At 71.9% G+C, this 19,573-nt stretch carries 16 protein-coding genes; 8 read left to right on the top strand and 8 right to left on the bottom strand.

The window, feature by feature from the left end:
- The 3 genes from SFY69_02390 to lysS form a co-directional block, all read left to right on the top strand.
- Positions 1-891: AAA family ATPase (locus SFY69_02390; protein MDX2130886.1), on the top strand; the 891-nt coding region annotated here is incomplete at its 5' end.
- A gap of 95 nt (positions 892-986) precedes the next feature.
- Positions 987-3,020 (top strand): cation-translocating P-type ATPase, encoded by a 2,034-nt coding sequence (locus SFY69_02385; GenBank protein ID MDX2130885.1) that lies wholly within the window; start codon positions 987-989, stop codon positions 3,018-3,020.
- 103 nt (positions 3,021-3,123) lie between these two features.
- On the top strand, positions 3,124-4,701 hold the full coding sequence (gene lysS, locus SFY69_02380; GenBank protein ID MDX2130884.1) for a lysine--tRNA ligase: 1,578 nt from the start codon (positions 3,124-3,126) through the stop codon (positions 4,699-4,701).
- Here lysS and SFY69_02375 read toward each other — a convergent pair.
- Positions 4,667-5,548 carry a glycosyltransferase gene (locus SFY69_02375; protein ID MDX2130883.1) on the bottom strand — a complete coding sequence of 294 codons (882 nt, stop codon included), beginning with the start codon at positions 5,546-5,548 and terminating at the stop codon, positions 4,667-4,669. The two genes, lysS and SFY69_02375, sit on opposite strands and share 35 nt — an antisense overlap.
- Before the next feature lie 4 nt (positions 5,549-5,552).
- Positions 5,553-7,094: a glycosyltransferase family 2 protein gene (locus SFY69_02370; GenBank protein MDX2130882.1), complete on the bottom strand. Its 1,542-nt coding sequence runs from the start codon at positions 7,092-7,094 to the stop codon at positions 5,553-5,555.
- A 217-nt stretch (positions 7,095-7,311) separates the two neighbouring features.
- Here SFY69_02370 and SFY69_02365 point away from each other — a divergent pair, with 217 nt between their 5' ends.
- The 3 genes from SFY69_02365 to SFY69_02355 are packed head-to-tail and all read left to right on the top strand — an operon-like array spanning position 7,312 to position 11,899.
- Positions 7,312-9,573 carry a peptidylprolyl isomerase gene (locus SFY69_02365; GenBank protein MDX2130881.1) on the top strand — a complete coding sequence of 754 codons (2,262 nt, stop codon included), beginning with the start codon at positions 7,312-7,314 and terminating at the stop codon, positions 9,571-9,573.
- A gap of 44 nt (positions 9,574-9,617) precedes the next feature.
- Positions 9,618-11,552, top strand: a complete 1,935-nt coding sequence (locus tag SFY69_02360; protein MDX2130880.1) for an ABC transporter ATP-binding protein — start codon at positions 9,618-9,620, stop codon at positions 11,550-11,552.
- Between the two features lie 32 nt (positions 11,553-11,584).
- The gene (locus SFY69_02355) at positions 11,585-11,899 is read left to right on the top strand and encodes a hypothetical protein (GenBank protein MDX2130879.1); all 315 of its coding nucleotides are present in this window, start codon (positions 11,585-11,587) and stop codon (positions 11,897-11,899) included.
- A 115-nt stretch (positions 11,900-12,014) separates the two neighbouring features.
- Here SFY69_02355 and SFY69_02350 read toward each other — a convergent pair whose 3' ends face one another.
- The 4 genes from SFY69_02350 to SFY69_02335 form a co-directional block, all read right to left on the bottom strand.
- Complete coding sequence (locus SFY69_02350; GenBank protein ID MDX2130878.1) at positions 12,015-13,592, bottom strand: PhoH family protein; 1,578 nt, start codon at positions 13,590-13,592, stop codon at positions 12,015-12,017.
- 175 nt (positions 13,593-13,767) lie between these two features.
- Positions 13,768-14,307, bottom strand: a complete 540-nt coding sequence (locus SFY69_02345) for a DUF456 domain-containing protein (protein ID MDX2130877.1) — start codon at positions 14,305-14,307, stop codon at positions 13,768-13,770.
- 84 nt (positions 14,308-14,391) lie between these two features.
- Positions 14,392-15,372 carry a hypothetical protein gene (locus SFY69_02340; protein MDX2130876.1) on the bottom strand — a complete coding sequence of 327 codons (981 nt, stop codon included), beginning with the start codon at positions 15,370-15,372 and terminating at the stop codon, positions 14,392-14,394.
- A gap of 36 nt (positions 15,373-15,408) precedes the next feature.
- A complete protein-coding gene (locus SFY69_02335; protein ID MDX2130875.1) occupies positions 15,409-15,645 on the bottom strand; it encodes a hypothetical protein in 237 nt (78 codons plus the stop codon).
- A gap of 103 nt (positions 15,646-15,748) precedes the next feature.
- On the opposite strand from SFY69_02335, the gene SFY69_02330 reads away from it, so the two are divergent.
- Together SFY69_02330 and SFY69_02325 are read left to right on the top strand one after the other, a co-directional pair.
- Positions 15,749-17,038 carry an NAD(P)/FAD-dependent oxidoreductase gene (locus SFY69_02330; GenBank protein MDX2130874.1) on the top strand — a complete coding sequence of 430 codons (1,290 nt, stop codon included), beginning with the start codon at positions 15,749-15,751 and terminating at the stop codon, positions 17,036-17,038.
- A gap of 193 nt (positions 17,039-17,231) precedes the next feature.
- A complete protein-coding gene (locus SFY69_02325; protein MDX2130873.1) occupies positions 17,232-17,984 on the top strand; it encodes a DNRLRE domain-containing protein in 753 nt (250 codons plus the stop codon).
- Here SFY69_02325 and SFY69_02320 read toward each other — a convergent pair.
- Together SFY69_02320 and SFY69_02315 are read right to left on the bottom strand one after the other, a co-directional pair.
- On the bottom strand, positions 17,981-18,826 hold the full coding sequence (locus tag SFY69_02320) for a hypothetical protein (GenBank protein MDX2130872.1): 846 nt from the start codon (positions 18,824-18,826) through the stop codon (positions 17,981-17,983). The genes SFY69_02325 and SFY69_02320 overlap by 4 nt on opposite strands.
- A 108-nt stretch (positions 18,827-18,934) precedes the next feature.
- Entirely contained in the window at positions 18,935-19,558 is a 624-nt protein-coding gene (locus tag SFY69_02315; GenBank protein ID MDX2130871.1) for a YceI family protein, read from the bottom strand.
- Positions 19,559-19,573 lie beyond the last annotated feature (15 nt).

The following is a 19,573-nucleotide window of genomic DNA, read 5'->3' as shown; positions in this document are numbered from 1 at the left end:
CCGGGCCTGGGCAAAACGCTGCTCGCGAAAACGCTGGCCGAGGCCGTCAGCCTCGATTTTCGCCGCATTCAGTTCACGCCCGACCTGATGCCCGCCGACGTCATCGGCACGTACGTCGTGCTCGAATCGCAAGGCCGGCGGCGGTTCGAATTTCAGCAAGGCCCGATCTTCGCCAACCTGCTGCTCGCCGACGAGATCAACCGCACGCCGCCCAAGACACAGGCGGCGCTGTTGCAGGCCATGCAGGAGCGGCAGGTCACCGCCGGCAGCCGCACGCTGGATCTGCCCGACCCGTTCTTCGTGCTGGCGACGCAGAACCCGATCGAGCAGGAGGGGACGTACCCGCTGCCCGAGGCGCAGCTCGACCGGTTCATGTTCCAGATCCTGATCTCGTACCCGTCGCTCGAGGAAGAGATGGAGATCGTGCGGCGGGCGTCGAACCGGGCCCAGGCGCAGGTCATCTCCAGCCTGGACGAGGCGGGGATCACGAAGGTGCAGGAGGTGGTCCGGCAGATGCCCGCGGCGGACCACGTGATCGCGTACGCGCTGCGCCTGGTGCGCGCGACGCGCGTGAAGGAAGCGATGGACCTCGGCCTGCCCCGCCCCGCGAAGGTGAAGGACTACGTCGCGTGGGGCGCGGGGCCCCGCGCGAGCGAGTACCTGGTGCTGGGGGCCAAGGCGCGGGCGCTGCTGGACGGCTCGACCCACGTGACCCCCGAGCACGTGCGCCGCATCGCCAAGCCCGTGCTGCGCCACCGGCTGATGATGAACTTCAACGCCGAGGCGGACCAGGTGACGGCGGACATGGTGATCGACGATCTGCTCGCCGGCGTGCCGCTGGAGGGCCTGACGCCCCCCGAGAAGCGGAAGATGGACGAGGCGCTGCGGTAGCAAGCGCGTAACGCGGCGTGCGGTGGGCGCGGGCCCGCGTCCGGGCCCGTCCGGGCCCGACCGGGCGCGAGCCCCCGTCGCCTAGCGTTCCCGCGGTGAGCACGCCCGAGAACTCCATGGTTGCGCGGATGTTCACGCCCCGGGCCGAGCTGCGGGCGGCGATCACCGCGGGCGGGCTGCTGCTCGTCGGCATGGTGCTGGGCTGGCTGGGCGTGCCCTTCGGGGCGGCGCCGGTCTGGGCGAGCCTGGCGATCGGGATGGTCTACGGCGGGCGGCCCGCGATCGACGCGCTGCGCAACCTGCGGTTCGACATCGACGTGCTGATGGTCGTGGGGGCCGGGCTGGCGGCGTACATCGGGCATCCCGGCGAGGGGGCGCTGCTGCTCTTCCTGTTCGTGCTCTCCGGGGCGCTCGAGGACCTGGCGATGCTGCGCACCGAGCGCGAGGTGGCGGCGCTGCACAAAATGATGCCCGAGGCGGCGATGGTGCTGCGGGGCGGGGAGTGGATCGAGGTCCCGGCCGAGTCGCTCGCGCCCGGGGACCGCGTGAAGGTCCGTCCGGGCGAGCGGGTGCCGGCGGACGCGCGGGTGCTGTCGGGCGAGACGCAGATGGACCAGTCGGCGATCACGGGTGAATCGATGCCGCGGGCGGTGCGGGCGGGCGACGAGCTGTACGCGGGGACGATCAACACGGACGATCCCGTGGAGGCCGAGGTGCTGCGGCCCGTGCGAGAGAGCAGCCTGCAGAAGATCCTGGACCTGGTAACGCGGGCGCGCGAGCAGCGTGAGCCGGTGCAGCGGCTGATCGACCGGCTGAGCGAGCCGTACGCGCTGGGCGTGCTGGGGGTGAGCACGATCGTGGGGCTGGTGTGGTGGCTGGCGCTGGGCAGGCCCCTGCTGGGCGACGCCGAGCGCGTGGGCGCGCTGTACACGGCGATCACGCTGCTGATCGTGGCGTCGCCGTGCGCGCTGATCATCGCGACGCCGACGGCGACGCTGGCCGCGATCGCGCGGGGGGCGCGCGCGGGCGTGCTCTTCAAGGGCGGGCAGTCGATCGACGCCCTGGCGTCGATCCGCAGCGTGTGCTTCGACAAGACCGGCACGCTCACCTTCGGGCGCCCGCGCCTGTACGAGGTGCACCCGGTGGCGTGGAGCGACGGGCCCGAGATGCTGGCGATCGCCGCGGCGCTCGAGGCCGACTCGACGCACCCGATCGCGGTCGCGATCCGCGAGGCGGCGGTCGCGCGGAGCGTCTCGCCCGCGCCGGTCGAGGCGATCAACCACACGACGGCGAAGGGGATCGAGGGGCGGCACGCGGGCGTGCCGGTGCGCCTGGGGCGGTACGCGTACGTCGAGCCGCTGATCCCGGTGTGCCTGCGCAACCGCGTGAAGGACGTGCTGGCGCGGATCCAGAATCGCGGGCATGTGGCGGTGGTGATCGCGCGGGGCGAAGAGAACGGGCAGACGGAAGAGAGCGGGCAGGCGGCGGTGCTGATCATGGCCGACGCGATCCGACCCGGGGCCGAGACGCTCGTGCGCGAACTGCACGCGCTGGGCGTGCGCCCGGTGCGGATGCTGACGGGCGACAACCGCCTGACGGCCGAGCGGGTCGCGACGGGGCTGGGGCTCGACGCGTTCGACGCCGAACTGCTGCCCGAGGACAAGCTGCGCATCGTGCGGTCGATGAAGAAGGACGCCGGCGGGCCGGGCGTCGCGGTGATCGGCGACGGCGTGAACGACGCGCCCTCGCTGGCGGCGGCGGACGTGTCGGTGGCGATCGGGGCGATCGGCGCGGACGCGGCGTTGGAATCCGCCGACATCGTGCTGCTCGCCGACGATCTGGGGGCGATCCCATGGAGCGTGCGCCTGGCCCGGCGCACCCGCCGGACGATCGTGGTGAACTTCGCGCTCGCGCTGGGCGTCATCGGGATCATGGCGGTGCTGACGGTCGTCGGCTCGCTGCTGGGGCGCGAGGTGCCGCTGGCGGTGGGCGTGCTGGCGCACGAGGGCGGGACGGTGCTGGTGGTGCTGAACTCGCTGCTGCTGCTGCGGGTGGCGTCGCCCCGGGGCGGCCCCGCGCCGCGCGAGGCGGGCGTGCCGCTGGCGCGGACGGGCGAGGCGGGCGCCTAGCGGGCTGTCGTCCCGCGGGTGGTTGATCGCGAGCGCCGGGGACCGTTGAATACGCCCCCCGCACCGGGGCGCGCCGACGCGTCCCCACACTGGAAGATTCACCATGGACACGCCCGAGACTCCGCTCCGCCCCGAGGGCGAGGGGCTTCACCGCCTCGAAGCGCAGCGCCGGCTCAACCGCGAGGCGGTGCGCGCGCTGGGGCACGAGCCCTACGGCGTGCGGACGGACGACATCACCGACGCCCGCGACGCGCGCGCGACCTTCGACGAACGCGCCAACGACGAGTTCAACGCGAAGGGCAAGGAGCCCGGGTACGTTGACCAGCGCCCGACGGCACGCGTCGCGGGGCGCGTGATGCTGCTGCGCGACAACGGCAAGCTCATCTGGATGACGCTGCGCGACCACACGGGCGACATCCAGGTCGCCGTCAGCCAGCGCGACTGCGACGCGCCGGGGTTCGGCGTCGCGAAGGCGACCGACCTGGGCGACGTGGTCATCGCCGACGGGCGCGTGATGAAGACCAAGACCGGCGAGGTCACGGTCTGGGCGACGGCGGTGCGCCCGGCGTCGAAGGCGCTGCTGCCGCCCCCGGCGAAGCACGAGGGGCTGCAGGACATCGAGATCCGGTATCGCCAGCGGTACGTGGACCTGTGGGCCAACCCGCAGACGCTGGGGGTGTTCCGCCTGCGCTGCGGGATCGTGAGCCGCGTGCGCCGGTTCATGGAGGGACGCGGGTACCTGGAGGTCGAGACGCCGATGCTCCAGACGCTCGCGGGCGGCGCGGCGGCCCGCCCGTTCGCGACGCACATGAACGCGCTGGACATCCCGCTGTTCCTGCGGATCGCGCCCGAGTTGTACCTGAAGCGCCTGCTCGTGGGTGGCTTTCCCAGGGTCTTCGAGGTCAACCGCAACTTCCGCAACGAGGGGCTCGACAAGCAGCACAACCCCGAGTTCACCATGCTCGAGGCCTACCACGCGTACGGCGACGTCGAGACGGTGATGGAGCTCACCGAGAGCCTGATCCGCGACGCGGCGACGTTCGTCGCGCGCCAGGAGGCGCCCGAGACGCCGCCGACGGGGGTGCTGCCCTTCGGCGACCTGCGGATCGATTACTCAAAGCCCTTCGCCCGCGTGCGGTACGGGGACCTCTTCGAGCGGGCGTGGGGCTTCTCGATGCGCGACGAGGCCCGGGTGCGCGCGACGGCGGAGAAGGTGTTCTCGGCGGAGAAGGTGCGCGGCGCCGACCACTGGATGCTCGTCAACGAACTGTTCGAAGAGAAGGGCGAGAAGCTCGTCGACCCCTCGGTGCCGACGTTCATCACCGAGTATCCCGCGGCCGTCAGCCCCCTCACGCGGCCCAAGCGCGACGACCCCGCGCTCGCGGATCGCGCGGACCTGTTCATCGGCGGCATGGAGATCGCCCCGCACTACACCGAGCTCAACGACCCCGACGTGCAGGAGGCCAAGTTCCGCGAGCAGCTCCGGGGCACGGACACCGACAAGAGCGCCGAAGAACGCACCTTCCGCACGTTCGACGACGACTTCGTGCGGGCGCTCAAGGTCGGCATGCCCCCGGCGGGCGGCATGGGCCTGGGGATCGACCGGCTGGTGATGCTGCTGACCAACCAGCCGACCATCCGCGATGTCATGCTCTTCCCGATGATGCGCCCGGAGGAGTAGGCGTCCGCCCTCGGCGCAGGCGCATGAATGCGCGCCACGCGCGTCCGTCGCGCGCGACGCACGACGGCAGCGCGGGGGCGGGCGTGGCGAGGCCCTCCCATGCGCCGGCCAACACGCGCCGCACGCGCGCGGGGTTGGCCCCGGCGTGCAGCAGGGCGCGTGCTACCCCGGCGACGCCCCCGAGGAGCGCGGGAACTCCCCGGCCGTGGCGCTTCGCGAGCCACACCCAGTTGCGGGTGGCGAGGCGGAGCCAGCGGTCGGACTTGCGTGCGGCGGCGGGGCTGTCGTGCCACGCGACCCACGCGGGATCGAAGCGCACGTCGAGCCCGGCGCCCAGGAGTTTGAGCGCGAGGTCGACGTCGTTGCGGTAGAGGAAGAAGGCGGGCTCGTAGCCCCCGACGCGGTCCCACGCGTCACGCCGCACGATGTTCGCGCAGCCCATCACCGGGAAGCCCCCCCGCGCCTCGCGGGCGAAGGGCCACTCGGTGGCGCCGGTGCGCGGGTGGCGGGGGTGCAGGGCAACGCCGACGACGCCGGGCTCGCGCGCGAGGAGGTCGAGCGCGGCGCGGAGCGCGTCGGGGTCGGGCGAGGCGTCGTCGTCGAGGATGAGCAGGAGGTCGCCCCGGGCGGCGAGGACGCCCCGGTTGAAGCCTTCCACGCCCCGGTTGGCGTCGAGGGCGAGGACGCGAACGCCCGGGAACTCGCGCGGCACGCGGTCGGGGGTGTCGTCGGCGGAGGCGTTGTCGACGACGATGATCTCGTCGCAGCGTGGCGCGGCACGGAGCGACGCGAGGGTGTGCGCGAGCGCGTCCGGACGCCGGTAGTGCAGCACGACGGCCGAGAGCACGGCGTCAGGATACCGCGTGCGCGGGCTCGGCCTCGTGGGTGGGGGCGGGCACGTAGCGCGGGGCGGGCGGGAGCGGCATGATGTGCGGGCCACGCAGGCCCAGTTGCACCGAGAGGGTGAGCCCGCGGGCGAAGGTGCGCAGCGCGTCGCGCACGACGCGCGGGCGCTCGAGCCGCTTCACGATGAGGCCGTCGGTGGTCACCTTGATGACGGTGCGGCCGCGGCTCCAGTTCGTGGGCCAGCCGGTGGTGGTGATGGCGACATCGGCCGAGGGTCCGACGAGGGTACGCCAGACGCCCAGCAGCAGGTCGCGCAGGCCCGCGCCCTCGTGCGAGGCGCGCCAGCGCCGTCGGGGCCAGGCGAACTGGACTTTCTTCAACTCTTGCCGGAAGCCGTCGAGCCCGGGGATGGGGTAGCGCAGGGCGGGATGGACGTAGAGCGTGCCCGGGCGGCCGTTGGCGCGCCAGGCGCCGAGCTCGGCGTCGATGGTTTCGCGCAGCTTGGCGAAGGGGATCATGGTGATGCCGGTGGGCAGTTCGCGGGGCTCGAGGGCGGGGAACCGCCGGTCGCGGGCGTCGCGCAGGCCCCGCAGGTGCAGGGCGGCGAGTTCGGGGGCGCCCATCATGGCCTGGCCGATGGCGCGGGGCACCTCGCGCCACGCGCGCCGGAAGCGCCGGTAGCCGCCCATGCCCATGACGTCCATGTGCGAGAACGCGTTGCGCGCGATGTAGTAGCGGGCCCAGGTGACGTAGCGCCGGTTGCCGGGCGGGTGGAAGGCGCGGCTCTTGGGGGCGCCGAGCACGGTGTAGCCGGTGGCGCGGGTCATCTGGATGCACCAGTCGACGTCGTCGTAGTAGATGAAGTTGTCGGGGAAGAGCCCGGTGCGTTCGATGGCGCTGCGCCGGACGAGCGCGCTGCACGCCGCCAGGTAGTCGCAGCGGCAGAGCAGGCGCTTGTCGAGGTCGCCCCCGGCGGCGGGCATGACCCCGCCGTGCACGCGGCTGATGCGTCCGCCGACCTCCCAGGTGTGCCCGGTGTCGATGTCGCGCAGGCCCGAGCCGACGGCCCCGACGCGTGGGCGGCGCTTGAGGACGCGGACGAGCTCGCGCAGGCACGAGCGACCGACGCGGGCGTCGCTGTCGAGCCACCAGACGTAGTCCGGCTGGCCGTAGCGCCCGGATTCGCCCGCGCCCGAGAGGACGTGAGACATCCCGAGGTTGAACCCGCCCGAGCCGCCGGTGTTGCGGGGCGACCGGACGAACTCGACGCGCAGCCCGGGCGGGACGCGGATGGTGGAGAGCGGCTCGGTGGAGGCGTTGTCGACGACGACGCACCAGAGGTCGATGCCCCGCAGGTCGAGGCGCGCGACGTCGCGCAGGAGGAGGGTGAGGTCGTCGCGTCGGTTGAAGCAGGGAATGACCGCGGCGACGGTCACCGGTCGGGACGTGTGCGGGTGTGTGCCGTTGCGTCGAGCGGAGTCCGCGGAGAGGGGGGTGAGGGCTTCGAGGCCGACGACGGGCTTGGGGTCGGGCGCAAGATTGTCCATTCGCCGCCAAGCGTAGGGGGCGAGGGGAGATCGGGCGTGGGGCGGGCGTGTCGGGAAGGGGATGGGGCGGTATACTGGAGGGCGAGCCGGGGGCACCGCCCCCAAGGCGGCGGGGCGTCCCACGCGGGAACAGGCCCGGCCGACACGCCGAACAGACGAGGCGGCCTAGGCGTTGCCATGCGGGACGCTTGGCGCGGCATCTCAGGAGTTACCGACAATGCGGAGCCGACTTGGGACGGTCATGGCGGGTCTTCGTGCGAGGCTGACGCACCGGGCGGCGGGCGGGTGCTTCGACGCGCTGGAGGCCCGGGCGCTGCTGGCGGGCACGCCGCTGCCGCAACTCACCGATCTCGAGAGCCCGAACAACACGGTGGTTCGGTTCGAGACGAGCTTCGGCGACATCGACATCGAGCTGTTCAACACGCAGGCGCCGATCACGGTCGCGAACTTCCTGAACTACGTGACGAGCGGACGGTTCGACGAGACGTTCTTCCACCGGCACGCGATCAACCCGAACCCGTTCGTGCTGCAGGGGGGCGGGTTCCTGTTCGATGACGCGGCGGGGCTGTCGGCGGTGCAGACCGACGCGCCGATCGTCCGCGAGGACACGGGGCGGAGCAACGTCGCGCGCACGGTCGCGATGGCGCGGACGAACGCGATCAACTCGGCGACGAGCCAGTTCTTCATCAACTACGTGAACAACACGTTCCTGGACCCGACGGCCTCGACGAACGGCTACGCGGTGTTCGGGCGCGTGATCCAGGGCTGGGACGTGGTCACGACGATCCAGGCGCTGCGCAGCCTGGACGAGACGAACAACCCCGCGTGGGCGGGCGACGCGGAGGCGAGCGTCACGAACGAACTGCCGGTGACGGACTCGTTCATCCAGGGATCGGCGATCACCGAGGCCAACCTCGTGACGGTGCGCAACGCCGAGATCATCAAGCCGGCGAACGTCTCGGGGTTCTTCGCGCAGCGCCTGGTGATGCCCGAGGGCTTCCGGTCGGCGGGCACGATCGAGAACCTGGAGCTGTTCAACCCGAACTCGTCGACCGGCACGTACCAGGTGATCGCCCGCTACGAGAGCGGGCTGCGCGACACGGTGATCGCGAGCGGGTCTATCAACGCCGGGGCGACGCTGCGGATCCGCCTGTCGGATTCGGGCGACCCCACGCTGAACCTGGTGCGCACGGGCGTGCCGTACGCCCTGGTGGTGGAGACGGCGTTGCCCTCGGGGGCGACCAGCCCGCAGGCGATCACGGCGAGCGTGAACCGCGTGGACTACGGGGCGGCGACGGGCGAGGGGCTGTTCAACACGACCGGGTACGCGGACAGCGCGCTGCAGGCGTGGGACTTCGCCCGGATCGAGCGGAGCGACACGAGCGCGGAGTATCTCACCTGGCTGAACCTGTCGGACCAGCCGGCGACGGTGACGGTCACGCTGCAGACCGCGGGCGGGGCGCGGACCTTCACGCGCACGCTGGACGCCTACCGCCGGGGCGGGCTGGCGCTGGCGACGCTGGACACGGTGCCCGATGGCGTGCTGTCGGCGCGGGTGTCGTCGACGCGCCCGATCGTGGCGTTCCTGAGCGACTGGGACCTGCCGGCGTCCGGGCAGAACGCGTCGACCGCGTACACGCCGGCGTTCGGGCTGTGGGGCCAGCCGGGCGGGGGCTCGACGGTGGGCGGGCTGGCCGAGGCCGTGGTGCGCGAGAACTTCACGAACGTGCTGAGCATCGCGAACTTCGGGAGCACGGTGGCGATCGTGACGCTGAACTTCTGGCGCGACAGCCGCCTGCCGACGGAAGACCCGATCAGCCGGACGGAGATCGTGTTCGCGGGCGGGCGCGAGGACTTCGCGCTGACGACGGCGGACCTGGGGATCCCGGCGGGCGAGCAGTTCACGGTCACGTACTCGAGCGGGTCGGCGAACATCGCGGTGCAGTACACGAGCGTGGACAACGTGGGGCGGAACCAGTCGGGGTCGAAGCGGGCGGACGGCGTGTCGACGATGTTCGTGAGCCGCCTGGCGCCGGTGACGTTCTTCTCCGACGGGCAGATGGACCCGACGCGCACCGACAGCAGCGAAACGGAGACGATCTCGATCTTCAACCCGTTCGCGGACGACGCCAACGTCTTCTCGTACACCGTGCGGTACCACTTCTCCGACGGGACGTCGATCGACGCGTTCAGCGGGACGCTGACGTCGCGCGATCGGGTGACGCTGACGACGCAGTCGTCGTCGGCGGTGCGGAACAAGGCCGGGCAGAACACGGCGTTCCGGTCGTACACCGTGAGCGTGCTGGCGCAGGCGGTGAACGGGTCGACGACGAACGTGACGTCCGGGCTGGTGCAACTGACGCGGACCGACACCTCGACGGGGCGGTCGATCACGTCGACGGGCGCGCCGTCGGCGTTCGGGTTCGCGTTCAACGATCCGATCTTCCAGCCGGGGGGCGGCGGCGGCGGCGGGAGCTGACGCCAAGAATGCCGCTTCCCGGCGCGCTCCTGCGCCGGGCCTGAATGCCCGCCGAGCGACCGAGTTCCGCCCCCATCCCGCCCGGCGCGTCGCCCGCGCGCCGGGAGTCGAAGCGCGCCTTCGCGCGGTTCGTCCGGATGCTGGGGGCGGAGTGGCGGTTCGTGCTCCCGGCGTTCGGGTGCGTGCTGCTCTCGGGGTTCACGCTGGGCGTGGGCATGCTCGGCGCCAGCCCGATCCTGGACAACATCCTGGGCGCCAAGAAGGACCTTCCGGTCTTCGCGCGCGAGTTCAACGAGATGCTGCGCGACTGGGCGTCGTCGTCGGGCGTGGGGCGCGTGGTCGGCCCGGTGCTCGAGATCCCCGATGCGCTCATCGCGCGTCTGCCCGAGGGGCCCTTCACCGCGCTGGTGATCATCATGGCGGTGCTGGCGGTGCTGACGGCGGTGGGAGCCGCGGCGAACTTCGGGCACGCGTACCTCTCGATCACCGCGGTGAACAACACCGTGGCGCGGGTGCGCCTGCTGGCATTCCGGCGTGCGCTGCGCTCGCCCCTGGGGGTCGTGGCGCGTTTGGGCGCGTCGGATCTCGTGAGCCGCATCGTGAACGACAGCACGCAGCTCTCCAACGGGCTGCAGGTGCTGCTCTCCAAGGCGGTGCTGCAGGTCTTCAAGGGGGTGGCGGCATTGATTGTGGCGCTGGCGTTCGACGCGCGCGTCACGCTGGGCGCGCTGCTCGTGGCGCCCGCGCTCTACACCGTGATCCGGCGCCTGGGCAAGCGCATCAAGCGGGCGGCGGGGGCGGCGTTGGAATCGCAGTCCGACCTCATGGGGCACGCCGGGCAGGCCCTGGGCGGGCTGCGGACGGTGAAGGCGCACGGGGGCGAGCGCCTCGAGATCGGCGCGTTCCGCCAGCACAACCGCGACATGCTGCGCGAGCTGGGCCGCGCCCGCACCGCGCGGGCGCTCGCCAGCCCGCTGACGGAGATGCTCTCGATCTTCCTGCTGTGCGGGCTGGTGCTGCTCGCGGGCAACCTGGTCATCCGCGGGACGGTGAGCGCGAAGGACTTCATCCTGGCGCTCGCGTCGCTCGCCGTCGCCGGGGCCGCCCTCAAGCCGCTGACGGGCATCATCAACGACATCCAGATGGCGTCCCCGGCCGCGGCACGCCTGGCGCGCGTCATCGACCTCGCGGGCGAAGAGCCCCGCGCGCGGCGCACGGCGCGGCTGGGGCGGCATCGGCGCTCGGTCTCGTGGGAGGGCGTGCGATTCACGTACCCGGGCGCCGACGCGCCCGCCGTGCGCGACGTCTCGCTCGAGGTCTCGCACGGCGAGCGGGTCGCGTTCGTCGGGCCCAACGGCTGCGGCAAGACCACCCTGCTGAGCCTGCTGCCGCGACTCTTCGACCCCGACACGGGCACGATCCGCGTCGACGGCGTCGACGTCCGCACCGTCTCGCTGCGCTCGCTGCGGGCCCAGATCGGCGTGGTCTCGCAGGACACCGTGCTCTTCCGGGGCACGGTGCGCGAGAACATCGCGTACGGGCGCCTGGGCGCGACCGACGACGCCGTCGAGCACGCGGCCCGGCTCGCGCGGGCGCACGAGTTCATCGAGCGCCTGCCCCGGGGCTACGGCGCGCTGCTGGGCGAGGGGGGCTCGGGGCTGTCGGGCGGGCAGCGCCAGCGCCTGGCGATCGCCCGGGCCGTGCTGCGCGATCCGGCGATCCTGGTGCTCGACGAGGCGACGAGCATGATCGACGGCGAGAGCGAAGGGCGCATCGCCGAGGCGATCGCGGAGTTCAGCGTCGGGCGCACGACGCTGGTCGTGGCCCATCGGCTGAGCACGGTGCTGATGTGCGACCGGATCGTGGTGATGCAGGACGGGGTGATCGCCGACGTGGGCCGCCACGACGAACTGCTGGACCGGTGCGAGCTGTACCGCCAGTTGGCGCGCGGGCAGCTCCTGGTCTCGGGGCGGGGGTAGGCGTGCAACGACCCGGGTGTGATCCAGAGAACATGGCGGCGGAGGATTTCCTCTGCGACTTCTGCCTGCGCTCGTGGGCGTCGGACCGCCCGATGGTGGAGGGGCACAAGGGCTCGCTGATCTGCGCCGAGTGTCTGGCCGATGCGCACCGCGCGCTGGTGCTGGCGAAAGCGGGCGTGGCGCCGAGCCGGGGCGAGACGTGCGTGCTGTGCCTGACCGAGCCGGAGAAGTGCTGGCGGAGCACGCGGATCGAGGGCGGCCCGCTGGCGTGCCTCACGTGCGTGAAGCGGTCGGGCGCGATCCTGGAGAAAGACCCCGACAGCGGGTGGACCAGGCCGGGGGCGTGAGCAGAACGCAGAGCGCAGAGCACGAAGCGTCGCTACTCGAAGCGCGACGTACGAATCTCGGAACTTCCGTACTCCGGAACTCCGGAACTTCGGAACTTCGGAACTCCGGAACTTCTTACAACCTCGACGCCGCCAGGCTGGCGAGTTCGCTGCGTTCGCTCCGGGCGAGCGTGACGTGTGCGTAGAGGCGGACGCCCTTCATTTTCTCGATGGTGTACGCCAGGCCGTTGCTTGACTGGTCGAGGTAGGGGTTGTCGATCTGCCCGATGTCGCCGGTGAGGATGAGCTTGGTGCCCTCGCCGACGCGGCTGGCGATGGTCTTGATCTCGTGGGGCGTGAGGTTCTGCGCCTCGTCGACGATCATGAACTGGCGGGGGATGCTGCGTCCGCGGATGTACGTGAGGGGCTCGAGCACGAGCTTGCCGTCGGCCATGAGTTTGCCGATGCGCTGCTCGCTGCTCTGGCTCTCGGGGCCCTGCATGTGGGCGCCGCGGGTGCCGAGCAGGTAGCCGAGGTTGTCGAAGATGGGCTGCATCCAGGCGGTGAGCTTCTCGTCCTTGTCGCCGGGGAGGTAGCCGATGTCGCGCCCCAGGGGCATGATGGGGCGCGCGACGAGCAGCTTGTCGTAGCGTTCTTCGCCGAAGACCTTGCTCATGCCGGCGGCGAGGGCGAGGAGGGTCTTGCCGGTGCCCGCGCTGCCCAGGAGCGTGACGAGCTTGATGTCCTCGTCGAGGAGCACGTCCATCGCCATGGTCTGCTGCACGTTGCGGGCCATGATGCCGTAGACCGGCTTGCGGGGCCCGGTGACGGGGATGAGGTGCTCGGTGTCGCCCAGGCGCCGGGCGAGGCCCGTGTGGTTCTCGTCGTCCTGGTCGCAGAGCACGACGAACTCGTTGGGGATGAGTGCCGCGTCGAAGGGCTCATCGTGGGGCATCGCGTCGGGCCCGCCGCGCAGCTCGGTCGTGCCTCGGAGGCGCTCCATGGGCAGCATGCGGTCGCGGTAGAGCTCGTCGATGAGCGCGCCCTCGACGCGGAGGGTCGTGAACCCGGAGTAGAGGCGTTCGGCGTCGACCTTCTGGTTCTCGAAGTCCTCGGTCTTGATGCCCAGGGCGTCGCTCTTGATGCGCGCCGAGAGGTCCTTGGTGACGAAGACCGTGCGGACGCCCTTTTCCTTCAGGTGGTAGGCGACGGCGATGATGTGGTTGTCGGGCTGGTCCTCGATGATCGCCGCGGGGCGGGCGAAGTCGGTGACCTCGATGCGGATGGTGCCCGTGCGTCCGTTGACGCCGGGCGAGCGTGCCGCGTTGGGCAGCGTGGGCAGCCGGTCCCACTGCACGCCCTCGCTCAGCCGCCCGATGGCGCGCAGGCGGTCGAGGTGGCGGATGCACGCCCGGGCGTTGCGTCCCAGGTCGTCGTCCTTCTTCTTGAGCTTGTCGAGTTCTTCGATGACCTTGAACGGGATGACGACGTGGTTGTCCTGAAAGACGAACAGCGCGTCGGGGTTGTGCAGCAGGATGTTCGTGTCGAGCACGAACGTCTTGACGCCCTTGTCGGACGCGGGCTCGCGCCCCTTGCCTCGCGCGGGCTTGTCGTCGGGGTGGTTCCCGTTCCGTCCCTGGTCGGTCGGGTGGAGGTCTGCGCCCGGCGCGGGGTGGACCGGCGGCTGGGCCGACGACGCGACGCCTTTGACCATCTCTTCCCCCGGAAGCGGCGTTCCCCGCTTGTTCGATTGGCGCCCGGGCCTGGTCACTCCATTGACTCCATCGGCCGGACGCCCTCCATGGGTTCGCCGAGCAGCATACTTCGTCGGGCGGTTGTGCGGAAGCCCAACGTCCGTCTTTGCGCGTCTTTTATTGTGGCGGTTCCCGCTAGCCCGGCTCGAACGCCCCGAAGCTCGCCGTCAGCGACAGCAGCACCCCGATCACCCCGGCCAACGCCGCCTTGGTCAGCGTCGCGACGGTGCGCCCGATTGCGGCCCCCATCGCGGCTTTTCCGGATTCCCTCCAGCAGCGCTGCAGCGTGCGCTCGCCGATGAGCGCCCCGCCCGCCGCACCCACCACCCCGCCCAGGATCGTCCCGACCGGGAACGGCGGGAGCGCGGAACCGACAATCGCGCCGATGAACGACCCGACCATCGCGCCGATCGCGCCGCGCCGCGTCGCGCCGGCGCGTGAGGCGCCCAGCGCACACGCCGCGAACTCGATCACCTCGGCGATCACCGCCAGCGCGAGGGCGACCAGGATCGCCCACCAGGGCACGAGCTCTGGCTGCCACAGCTTGACGCCCGCGGCCACGACGATGGGCACCCACGTTCCCGGCAGCGTGATCACGGTCAGCACCACGCCGACCAGCGATGCCAGCAGGATCACCCCGACGCCCGCGATGTCGGCCCAGGGCCAGTCCAGCATCACGCCCTCCGAGACCATTGTTCGGAATCCGCCGCTCGGGCGTTCGAAGGTGCGGGCGATTGTCGGGAAGCCGCGGCCCGGGGCTCAGGCCTTGGGCGCGTCCGGCGGCGGGGTCTTCGGGTCGACCACGGTGGGCGCGTCGGGCGAGACCGCGCCCTGCGCGGGGGCGGCGGGCTGGTCGCCGGCCTTCTTGGCGTCGTCGGCCGCCCGGTCCGGGAACGCGGCCCGCTCCATGGCCAGCACCCACTCCTCGACGGGCTCGTACCGCATGAGGTCGAGCTCGACGCCCTTGCCGCCCAGCGTCGGGTGCCCGGGCTTGACGCGCAGCGTGCAGTAGAACTTGTGCCAGCGGCGTTTGTCGACGTCCTCGAGATCGGCCGGCGCGAGCGACGATCCGTCGGGCAGGGTCAGGCGCATGATCGCGGGCTCGAACGCGAAGGTCTTTGCGCGCACGCGCGCGACGAGCAGGAGCAGGTAGGCCCCGATGCCGAACCCGCCGGCGGTGATCAGCCACTGCACGGGGATGTCCCACGCGGAGAGGGGGCTGGGCACTTCCGCCGGCGCGCCCTGCGCGCTGGTGAAGGCTTTGCCGAGCGACTCGAGGCGCCCGCGCGCCGATTCGACGCGCTCGCCCCGGAAGTCGTCGCGCGGGATGTCGGTCGCCTGCGACGCGTCGAGGCGCCCGACGAGGGCGAGCTGCTCGAGCCAGACCAGGAGGGCGGGCTCGGCGCCCTGCAGCCCGGTTCCTTCGCGCGCGGCCCGGAGGCGCTGCAGTTCGGCGGCGGGGTCTTTGATGGCGGCGCGAGACTCGGTGAGTTCGCGGCGCTGCTCGAGCTGCTGGAGGAACTGGTGCTCGAGGAACTGGGCCGCCTTCTCGCCCCGCCCGGGGTAGACGACCGTCGCGTCGATGAGCCCCCAGACGCCAAAGCCGAGGAGGACGACCGCGATGATGATGATGCGGCGCATCCAGCGCGGGGAGACGCGCGAGCGCAGCGGCGCGGCGGTGTCGGCGCCCGAACCGCTCGTTGTCGAACCGCCCCCTTCACCCGTCGCGGCGTCGCGCATCGGTGCTCCCCCCCTCGCGGGCGTCGTCGGCCGGTCTTACTCGTTCACGTCCACGTCGTCTACGCGGTCGAGCGCCCGGGCCCACCAGCGCTCGGCCAGCGCCGGCCCGCCCGGGCGCGACATCAGGCGCGAGAACCCGCCCGCGTTGACCGAGCGGATCGGGATGCGCGGGTATTCGCGCCCCGACCGCAGGGCCCGCGTCAGCCACAGGGAATGCTGACGACGGAAGAGTTCGCTCGAAGTCAGCACGCGCCGGACAGATCCCCAGATCATGACGCAGAGTGTACCCGGCCCGCGGGGGGACATCCCCACAGCGCCCGCCGCGCCGGCGCTCGCCCGGCACGGCGCAGCCCGGCGGCACGTACCCTCATCTCGCATGCCCAGACCCCGGGTCGTCATCATCGGGGCGGGGTTCGCCGGGCTGGCCGCGGCCCGGGCGCTCCGCCGGGCGCCGGTCGCCGTCACGATCATCGACCGCCAGAACCACCACGTCTTCCAGCCGCTGCTGTACCAGGTGGCGTCGGCGGCGCTCTCGCCCGCGCAGATCGCCGCGCCGGTGCGGGCCATCCTGGGCGCCCAGCGGAACACCGAGATCGTGATGGGCGAGGTCGTGGGCATCGACCTGGCGCTGCGGGGCGTGTGCCTGGGCTCGGGCGAGGTGCTGGGGTACGAGACGTTGATCATCGCGGCGGGGGCGACGCACTCGTACTTCGGGCGCGACGACTGGGCGGCGTTTGCGCCCGGGCTCAAGACGATCGACGATGCGCTCGCGATCCGGGCGCGCCTGCTGCGCGCGTTCGAGGCGGCGGAGCGCGAGACCGACCCGGAGCGCGTGCGGGCGCTGCTGACGTTCGTGGTGGTGGGGGCCGGGCCGACGGGCGTGGAGATGAGCGGGGCGATCGCGGAGATCGCGCGGTCGATCATCCGGGCGGACTACCGGCGGATCGACACAAGCCGCGCCCGCGTCGTGCTGATCGAGGCGCAGGCGCGGGTGCTGCCGAGCGGGTTCCCCGACGTGCTGTGCGCCCGGGCCGCCCGCGACCTGCGCGACATGGGCGTCGAGGTGCGCACCGGGGAGCGGGTGACGGCGATCGACGCGCGGGGCGTGGAGGTGGGGGGCGTGCGGATCGAGTCGTGCAACGTGATCTGGGCGGCGGGGGTGCGGGCCTCGCCGCTGGGCGCGCTGCTGGGCACGGACCTGGACGCGAACGGGCGCGTGAAGGTGGGCGCTGATCTTGCCCTGCCCGGGCACCCCGAGGTGTTCGTGATCGGCGATCTCGCGCATGTGCCCGACGGGGCACGGGGCGGGCTGGTGCCGGGCGTTGCACCGGCCGCGATGCAGATGGGGCGGTACGTGGGGGGCGTGGTGGCGCGCGAGTCTCGGCGCGGTGGTGCGCCCGGGCCCCGACCTGCGTTCCGATACCGCGACAAGGGCACGCTCGCGACGATCGGGCGCGCCCGGGCCGTGGCGCGCGTCGCGGGGATGAACCTCACCGGGTTCGTCGCGTGGGCGTTCTGGGCCCTGCTGCACGTGTTTTTCCTGATCGGCTTCCGCAATCGCGTGATGGTGATGTTCGACTGGGTGTGGGAGTACGTGTTCTTCGAGCGCGGCGCACGCCTGATAACCGGCGACGGCGGCCGGTCGGAGGCGGCGCCCCCGACGTAACCCCGGCTTGGCCCCGCCCGTGTGTGCGGATCCTGCGTCGTGTGCGGACTTTCCGGTCCTGCGGGTGGCCACGACCGAATCCGCGTGTCATGGTGTACCCGTGCCGGATCGGGAGACCTGCGCGCTTGTGGCGCGGCTCTCTCTCGCTCTCTCGCTTTTCTGAGCCTTCCAGCCGCCGCTTCGGGGGTGATTCATGCGTGGTGCGCGTCTTACGAACTTCGTGCTCGGCGCGGTCGCGTCGGCGGGCCTGGTGGGAACGGTCGATGGTGCGGTCGTCACGATCCCCGTGGCGCAGGACGCGACGATCATCCAGGAGAACGGGGCGATCGCCAACGGGCAGGGCCTGGGCCTGTTCGTCGGGCAGACCGGCGCCGACTTCACGCGTCGGGCGCTGGTGCGGTTCGACCTGTCGTCGATCCCCGCGGGCAGCACGATCAACAGCGTGTCGTTCGCGATGAACCTGACGCGGGCGCAGTCGGGCTCGTACGCCGTGGCGCTGCACCGGCTGACGGCGGGCTGGAATGAGGGCCCCAGCCACGTGGGCAACGACAACGGGCAGGGCTCGTTCGCGCAGACCGGCGACGTGACGTGGACGCACCGCACGTTCGGCGCGGGCCCGCTGTGGACGACTCCCGGCGGGGATTTCGTCGAGCAGGCCAGCGCCTCGCGCACCATCGGCACCGCGCTCACGGCGTACACGTGGACCTCCACGCCGCTGCTCGTCGCTGACGTGCAGGCATGGCTGGACGCCCCGGCGACGAACTTCGGCTGGATCATCCGGGGCAGCGAGACGCAGTTCATGTCGGCGCGCCGGTTCGCGTCGGGCGAGTTCTCGTCGCCCGCGCAGCGCCCGCGCATCACGATCGACTACACCCCTGTCCCGTCGCCGGGCGGGTGGGGGCTGGTCGGGGCGGGCTGCCTGCTGGCGGCGCGGCGCCGGCGTTAGACGGGCAGCGGCTGGGTGCCGATGATCCACGCGATGCCGCCGAGCGCCGGCACGCCCACCAGCGCCAGGTGCACGGTCCAGCGCACCCTGCCCCGCAGGCGGGCGAAGGGGCGGAGGGTGGTGAGCCCGGCGCCGACACACGCGACGGCCGAGCACGCGTTCGAAACCGCCGGCATCTCGTTGAACGCGTGCGAGGTGAACCACAGCCCGGCGAGGAACGCGGGGACGAAGCCCGCCGCGGCCGCGAGCCGCAGGTACGGCATGCGGATGGCGACGAGCAGGGCCGGGCCGATGGTGGCGCAGACGCCCGCGGCGAGCACGGCGGGCTTGAGCACGGCGGTGAGCGCGATGGAGATGCTCATCCCCGCGCAGACGATGACGAGGAGGTTGGGCGGGATGGCGCCGGGCACCCGGGCCGCCCGGTCGATGCCCCACCACGCCGCCAGCCCCGCGAGCGTCCACCCGCCGATGCGGAGTACCGCGTCCTCGCGGGGCCAGAACTCCAGGACGTTGCGGGCCATGAGCAGGAGCGCGCCGACGATCAGGGCGCTCCGCACGGCCCACCACGCGCCGGCCGCGACCCACCGCCACGCGTCGCGGCGGTCTTGCCCCAGGACGCCCGCGGCGCAGGACAGGACGGCACCGGCGGCGGCGAGCGGGAGGAGCCACTCGGACCCCGCGCGGGGCGGGATCGTCGGGGCGCCGGTGCCCCACGCCGCGAATACGAGGAACACCCACGGGAGGGTGAGGGCGGTGGCGAGCTCGGCGAAGCGGGTGCCGTGCCTGGCGCGATCCCAGAGGAACCAGAGCAGCGCGAACGAGACGCCGATGGGCGCGAGCACGGTGAACACAACGGCCTGAACGTGCGATTCGATCCGTCGCCTCCTGCGAACTGCGAAAGTCGCCGCCGGCCCGTCAGGGAAGGCGGAGACGAGTTGGTCTGAAACGTATTACTTCGCGCCTTCGAGGGCGACGGTGAGCCAGACCTCGTCGCTGAGCCCGCCGTCCTTCACGTTGGTGGAGTTGCCGAAGTCGGTGCGCTTGATGGAGAAGGTGGCCTCGACGCCCATGATCTGCTTGCCGCGGCCCTGTCCCTGCCCGAGCACGGTGAGGCGCGCGGTGACGGGGTTGGTCTTGCCGATGAAGGTGAGATCGCCGGTGACGTCGTAGACGCCCTCGCTGACGGGCGTGAACTTGGTGGACTTGAAGGTGATGGTGGGGAACTCGCCCGCGTTGAAGAAGTCGACCTTGCGGATGTGCGCGTCGCGGCCGGCGTTCCCGGTATCGACCTTCCCGCTGGGCACGATCACCTCGATGGCGGAGGCGCCCGGGTTCGCGGGGTCGATGGTGAACGAGCCGGTGGGCTCGTGGATCATGCCGTAGACGTTCGCCACGCCCATGTGGCGGATCTTGAACACCACGCCCGAGTGGACCTTGTCCACGGTGTAGGTGTCGGCGGCGGCGGGCGCCGGGGCGGGGGTCGCGGCGGGGATGGCCGACATCGTGGCGATGCCGGCGCCGGCGACGAGTGCGAGCGACGTGATGCTGATCCAGGCGCGCGAACGAGTCTGCATGATGAACCTCCGGGT

It is taken from the genome of Planctomycetota bacterium, assembly GCA_033763975.1.
Classification (GTDB): Bacteria; Planctomycetota; Phycisphaerae; order Phycisphaerales; family UBA1924; genus RI-211.
The sequence above is the reverse complement of the archived record's forward strand: the minus strand, read 5'-3'. Positions and strand labels throughout refer to the sequence as shown.